This is a genomic window from Collinsella aerofaciens, from assembly GCF_039836695.1.
Lineage (GTDB): Bacteria > Actinomycetota > Coriobacteriia > Coriobacteriales > Coriobacteriaceae > Collinsella > Collinsella aerofaciens_BD.
Genome location: NZ_JBDPAC010000018.1, coordinates 43614 through 50282 on the forward strand (window position 1 = coordinate 43614; position 6669 = coordinate 50282).

Below are 6669 nucleotides of genomic sequence, written 5' to 3' on the forward strand. Positions count from 1 at the left end.
AACACATTCGCGTCCCAACAAAAACGGGAGCCGGATCACATCCGGCTCCCGTTTTCTGCTATGTCAGTCATATAAAGCGGCTACGAAATATTGCCCAAGAACGCCTTGGTGCGCTCGCTCTTAGGATGGTCGAAGACCTCGCTCGGCGTGCCATCCTCCACGATAACGCCGCCGTCCATAAAGACGACGCGGTCGGCGACGTCGCGGGCGAAGCCCATCTCGTGCGTCACAACGATCATGGTCATGCCGTCACGTGCCAGATCGCGCATAACGCCAAGGACGTCGCGGACAAGCTCGGGGTCGAGCGCCGACGTGGCCTCGTCAAAGAGCATCACGTGCGGGTTCATCGACAGGGCGCGGGCGATGGCCACACGCTGCTGCTGGCCGCCCGAGAGCTGGCTCGGCATAAAGTCGATACGCTCGGCAAGGCCGACCTTGGTCAACTCCTCGACGGCAATCTTCTCGGCCTCTTCCTTACTGCGCTTGAGCACCTTTTGTTGCGCAAGCATGACGTTCTTTTTGACTGACAGGTGCGGGAACAGATTGAACTGCTGAAAGACCATGCCCAAGTGCGTACGCACTTTATTGAGGTCAACGCCCTTGGCGCACACATCCACGCCCTCGACAACAATCGAACCACTCGTGGGCTCCTCGAGACGGTTAATGCAACGAAGCATCGTCGATTTACCCGAGCCCGAGGGCCCCAGAACGACAACGACCTCACCCTTGTGCACGTCCAGATCGATATCGCGCAGAACCACGTTATCGCCAAAAGCCTTTTGGAGGTTCTTGATGCTGACAACGACCTCGTTGGAATTCGTTTCACTCATGACAGGACCTCCTTACAGACCGGCGATATGATCGGCGGGCGTCGCGACAACCTGTCCGGCGCTCTTGGCGGGACGCTTCTTCTTGGTCTCGGCCGTACCCAGCAGCTTCGCCTCAAGACCGCTCACCAAGCGAGCAAGCGGCAGGGTAATGACCAGATAGAACAGGGCGGCAACCACATACGGCGTGATGGAGCCCGTCGTGGCCACGATGGTGCGGGCGTTCATGACGATCTCGACCACGCCAACGGCGGCGAGCAGCGACGTATCCTTGTAAAGCAGGATAAACTCGCTGGTCAGCGTAGGCAGGACATTGCGGAACGTCTGCGGAATCATAACGTAGAGCAGCGTCTGGAAGGCATTCATGCCCAGGGAGCGAGCAGCCTCGTTTTGGCCCTTGGGGATCGACTGAATACCGGCACGGAAGATCTCGCACAGGTACGCAGACGAGTTCATGGCCATGACGATAACGCCCAGCACATAGTCGTCCACTTTGACACCGGCCAGCGGCAAGCCAAAGAACGCAATGTAAATCTGCAAGAACGCCGGCGTGCCGCGGATGATATTCACATAGATGCCGGCAAGACAACGAAGGATGCGCGACTTGGAAATGCGCATGAGCGACAGCGCAAAGCCAAAGGGAATAGCCAACGGAAATGCCACGAGCACGATCGAGAGCGACATAAGGAAGCCCTTAAAGACGATCGGCAGGCTCTGGACCAAAATGACCGGGTTCAAGAACAGGCGGAGGAACATATTGGAGTTCCAAGCCTCGACCCACGGCTGCTCTTTAAGGTCGGCCAAGAAGTTATCAAAAGCCGTGACGCCTTTAATCTCCACCGAGGGAATCTTGGAGATCTTCTTGGTCGAGCCGTCAGCCAAGGTGTAGGTTCCGCTAAAGGCCTCGTCGCCGCCCTCGACGGGAAACGTCACGCCGTAAACCTCGACACGGAAAAAGCCGCCGGCAGGCGCCGTCTCGCCAAAGTCGATCTTGAGCGTCTGGCCATCAGCCGTGCACGTGGGTTTCATGGGCGTACGATCCATGAGGTCCTCGCCCGAGAGCATCGTCAATCGCGTGTCATCGGTGCCAAACGTCGTGCCGTCGACAAACGTCAGCGAAAGACCGCTCAGCTCCTCGTCGGCATCGGCCTGAACTTCCCAGGTAATACGCGTCTCGGTGCCGCCGACCACAGCGCTACCCGAACCGGTGTTGGGTCGGGCGGTAATCTTTGCGGTCTCAAGCGCCTGGGCGGTCGTGGGCGCATATGCCCCCGCGCACACCAGCGCGAGCGCCACGGCCATGACGCAGGCCAGCTTTTGGAGCAAGGCAGGCAGTGGAAAACGCTGCTCTGCGGCCCCTTTGTTCAGTCGAGACAAGGTGGCTCCTATCGTAGAAGTTGCCGGCAAAACGAGACGGAAACGCTCTCCGTCAAGAGAAGCGGAAAGGCCCTCTCCGCAAAACGGAAAGGGCCCGCGCGCAATCAAGTAGCTATTTTACTTGATGTTGTACTTAGCCATGAGGGCGTCAACGGTACCGTCGTCGGTCAGGTCCTTGATGGCCTGGTTGATGTCGTCCTTGAGCTTGGTGTTGCCCTGGTTGATGGCGATGGCATACTCCTCGCCGGTGCTGACCTGCTTAACCGTATGGCAGGTGTTGAACTGCTCGGCGGTCAGCTGGCTGGCAACGGAGCGGTTGGTGACTACGGCGTCGCCCTTATCGGACTGCAGGGCGCTGAAGCACTCGGTGGCGTCCTTGTAGGGGACGATTTTGGCCTTGGGGAAGTTCTCCTGGGCAAAGGCCTCGGCGGTCGAGCCAGACTGGACGATGATGGTAGCGTCGGCGTTGTTGAGCTTCTCGCTGTAGTTGTCGGCCGTGATGTCGGTGTTATCGACCTTGGTCACGATAGCCTGATCGTCCATGTAGTAGGAATCGGAGAAAGTGACTTCCTTCTCACGCTCGGGCGTGTCGGTGATAGCCGCGATGGCGACGTCATACTTGGCGCCCGAAGCAACGCCGGGGACGAGCGTGTCAAAGTCATTGTTGACATACTCGACATCCAGGCCCAGCTTGTCGCCGACAGCCTTGATGAGTTCAAGGTCAAAGCCCTGATAATCGCCGTTGTCATCCTTGTACTCAAACGGCGCGTACTCGGCAGAGGTGCCGACGGTCAGCGTACCGTCCTTGACGAGCGCGTACTCCTTGGAGCCGTCAACCTTCTCGACCTTAGCGTCGTCAGAGCTGCTGGAACCGGCATCAGAACCAGATGTGGCGTTGGACGAACCACAGCCCGTCAGAGCAAGGGCGAGCGCCATAGCACCCGTGGCGGCAAATGCGCCAAGCTTCTTCAGCTTCATAATCAGTCTCCTTCCAATGACCCCACGTGATTCAGAGGTCTGCAAAAACTGAGGGTTATTATGCACCCGGAATTACGAATCTGCAATGAGAAAACTGATTGAAACAAACCCAAAACGTGAATTGAATACTCTACTTTGTGACAGTCGTTACTGCTGCAATGACCTTAATAGTCTAATTTCAGCTGCATAACCTGCAAGTTCGTTCGGAGTCTCCAAAATAAACGGCAGCGAACGCAAACGGCCATTCGATACAATATTCTGCATAACCTGCATACCGCCACCAAATTCCTCGCTGCCAAGGCATCCCTTGCCGATGCACTCGTGACGATCTTTATGGGCGCCACAAGGGTTCTTCGAATCGTTGATGTGTACGGCATGCAAGCGATCGGTACCCACCACGCGGTCGAACTCGTCGAGTACGCCGTCCAGATCATGGATGATGTCGTAGCCGGCATCGCTCACATGGCAGGTGTCCAAACAAACGCCCAGCTTATCGGACAGCTCTGGGCGCTTGGCGGCAACGCCCTCGATAATGCACGCCAGTTCTTCAAAGCTACGGCCCACCTCGGTGCCCTTGCCCGCCATGGTCTCGAGCAATACCGTCGTCTGCTGTCCCTCAAACATCACCTGGCACAGCGTGTCGACAATCATCTGAATGCCGGCGTCTGCCCCCTGTCCCACATGCGCACCGGGGTGGAAGTTGTAGTAGTTGCCGGGCAGTGCTTCCAGACGCTGCAAATCTTCCGCCATAGCCTCCAAGGCAAACTCTCGCGCCCGCTCCTTAGCGGAGCAGGGGTTATAGGTATACGGGGCATGCGCCACCAGCGGTCCAAAGTCGTTTTGCGCCATAAGCTCGCGCAGAGCCGCCACGTCATCCATGTCAAGGTCTTTTGCCTTGCCACCGCGCGGGTTGCGCGTAAAGAACGCAAAGGTATTGGCGCCAATGGACAACGCCGTCTCCCCCATTGCCCGATAGCCCTTCGTCGTCGAAAGATGACATCCGATCGTCAGCATCTCCAACTCCCCTTCATCAGTTGCGGTGAAATACGGTCTATTGGTGCCTTATTTTGGCGCAAACAGACCGTATTCCACCGCAAGTTATAAAAGGGGCATCAGGAGCAAAGGCCTCCAGGCATTCCAAGCGCTGGCGCCATGCCCCCACGCCCTAAAGTTTCAAGCGAATCGCATCGATGATGTGTGCACAGCGCTGCGTGGCGGCAAGGGGCATGACGGGACTCTCGAGTTTCCCCGCCTGAATGAGCCGCGTCGCATGCTGGATTTCGCCGTAGAAATCATCGATCTCAAACGGGGCATTTATTTCTAGCGTTCGACCGTCGGAATACTTCACATGGGCGAGCTCGGGGCGATGGAGACGCTCGATTTCCAACGAGCCTCGCTCACAGGCAATCGTTAAGCGGCTTTCATATGTTGCTTTGCCGTCGCACACCATATGAATGGGTATACCGCCGACGCTCATACGGATCTCGTCGGCCCAATCGACGCGGCCGCCCGATACGTCACGCCAGCGAACTTCACGGGACGAAACCTCGCACGCGCCCGCGAGCAAATCCTCAAACCAACCGACCGCATAACAGCCCATGTCATATAGACAGCCGCCCTGCAACGGATCAAGCAGATAGCCCGAAGGAGACTCGCCGTAATCGAGCTTTTGCACGCTTTCAATCGAGACAATACGGCCAAGCTCACCCGACGCAAGCAAGTCTTTCACGCGAGTGTGCATCGGGCAAAACCGATTCTTCATCGCCTCCATAAACAGCACGCCGCGCTCGCGAGAGGTGGAGGCAATCGAGAGAGCCTCTTCCTCACTCAAAACGGCCGGCTTTTCGCACAGCACGGCCTTTCCGGCGCACAGCGCGCGACAGGCCCAACGCGTATGCATGCCATGCGGAAGAGCCAAGTAGATTGCGTCGACATCGGGGTCGGCAATCAGCGCGTCATAAGCCGCATCGCCGTTATCGTCGACCGAGGCATGGCCATGCGCAGCATCGATCGAAAACGCTCGGCAAAATTCCTCGACATGTGCAGGAGTGCGGCCGGCCGCAGCCACCAGCCGTGCCCCATCGACCTTCTTGAGAGACGATGCAAATCGATGAGAAATGTGCCCAGCGCCCAAAATGCCCCAACGAACCTCACGCGAATCATTACGTAAACCTCGGTCACCCACGATAGCCTCCCATCAGTTGCGGCGAAATAGTTCCTGCTACCGCCCTATTCTGCCGCAAACAGGAACTATTCCATCACAAGATATAAAAGGGTCATGAGGAGCGTGTTTTGCCGAAGACTTTAAGCATGGCCGTTACGGGGCCCGGCTGGAAGCGTCGGCGCACGTCATCGAGACGCTCGGGGATATCGATATGCTGCGGGCAGTGACGCGCGCATTTGCCGCACTTGACGCAATTGCTCACCAGCTTGGGCTCGCTCGTGCGCACCGCACTCGCCGTAAAGTATTGCGACAGCCCCGTAAACCAGCTGTGCGCATAGCTCGCGTTGTAGGCGGCAAAGCAGCCGGGAATGTTGATACCCTTGGGACATGGCATGCAGTAGCCGCATCCCGTGCAGGGCACGCGATTCGATTTTTCAAACTCATCCAGCACGTGCGCGATCGTGTCGAGCTGGTTGGCAGTCATCGAATTCGGCAACGCGAGGTCTGCCAGTGACGAATTCTCATCCACCTGCGTGGTATCGGTCATACCAGAAAGCAACATGGTCACCTGGGGATGATTCCACACCCACGAGAGCCCCCAAGCGGCAGGCGTATGCAAATGCCGGTCGCATGCACCGTCGAGAACAGCGCGCGCCCGCGGAGGCAATTTGCCTGCCAAGCGTCCGCCCAAAAGCGGCTCCATCACAAACACCGCGAGGCCTCGCTCGGCGGCGGCCATGAGCCCCGCTGTTCCCGCCTGATATCGCTCTCCAGCGTAATTGTACTGGATCTGGCAAAAGTCCCACTCATACGCATCGAGCATCGTGAGGAAGTCCGCCGCGCTGCCGTGGTACGAAAAACCGATCTGGCGAATGCGCCCCACCGCCTTTTGACGAGCGATCCAGTCCTCAATGCCCAACGCCACCACACGTTCCCACTGGGCGGGCGAGGTAATGTTATGCATGAGGTAATAGTCGATATGGTCGGTCCGCAGGCGCCGCAGTTGCTCATCGAAGAACCGGTCGAAATCCTCCGCGCACTTGCACGAAGCATGCGGCAACTTGGTCGCCAGCAACACCCGGTCACGCAGCCCCAAGCGCTCAAGCGAGGCGCCCACGCACGCCTCGTTACCGGGATAGAGATACGCGGTGTCCAGATAATTAATCCCCTGCTCCACCGCACGGGAAATGATGGCATCGGCTGTCTTCGCATCCGGACGTCCCGGCGCACCGGGAAACCTCATGCAGCCCAGACCCAACGCCGAGATACGGTTGCCGCTTTTGGGGTCAACGCGATATTGCACGGCCCCTCCCTTCGCCATCA

At 58.0% G+C, this 6669-nt stretch carries 6 protein-coding genes; all 6 read right to left on the reverse strand.

Going from position 1 to position 6669, the window contains the following annotated elements:
• Window positions 1-80 precede the first annotated feature (80 nt).
• Entirely contained in the window at window positions 81-830 is a 750-nt protein-coding gene (locus ABG996_RS08460; RefSeq protein ID WP_347478587.1) for an amino acid ABC transporter ATP-binding protein, read from the reverse strand.
• 12 nt (window positions 831-842) lie between these two features.
• Complete coding sequence (locus ABG996_RS08465; protein ID WP_347478588.1) at window positions 843-2204, reverse strand: ABC transporter permease subunit; 1362 nt, start codon at window positions 2202-2204, stop codon at window positions 843-845.
• Window positions 2205-2321: 117 nt separating this feature from the next.
• Entirely contained in the window at window positions 2322-3182 is an 861-nt protein-coding gene (locus ABG996_RS08470) for an ABC transporter substrate-binding protein (protein WP_347478589.1), read from the reverse strand.
• 147 nt (window positions 3183-3329) lie between these two features.
• A complete protein-coding gene (locus ABG996_RS08475) occupies window positions 3330-4196 on the reverse strand; it encodes a deoxyribonuclease IV (RefSeq protein ID WP_347478590.1) in 867 nt (288 codons plus the stop codon).
• A gap of 151 nt (window positions 4197-4347) precedes the next feature.
• Window positions 4348-5367: a Gfo/Idh/MocA family protein gene (locus ABG996_RS08480; RefSeq protein WP_347478591.1), complete on the reverse strand. Its 1020-nt coding sequence runs from the start codon at window positions 5365-5367 to the stop codon at window positions 4348-4350.
• Window positions 5368-5458: 91 nt separating this feature from the next.
• Window positions 5459-6669 (reverse strand): aldo/keto reductase (locus tag ABG996_RS08485; protein WP_347500979.1); only part of this gene is annotated, 1211 nt, incomplete at its 5' end.

Coding starts and splice junctions, on each gene's coding strand:
- ABG996_RS08460 (WP_347478587.1), bottom strand. CDS start 830: ATGAGTGAAACGAATTCCAACGAGGTCGTTGTCAGCATCAAGAACCTC.
- ABG996_RS08470 (WP_347478589.1), bottom strand. CDS start 3,182: ATGAAGCTGAAGAAGCTTGGCGCATTTGCCGCCACGGGTGCTATGGCG.
- ABG996_RS08475 (WP_347478590.1), bottom strand. CDS start 4,196: ATGCTGACGATCGGATGTCATCTTTCGACGACGAAGGGCTATCGGGCA.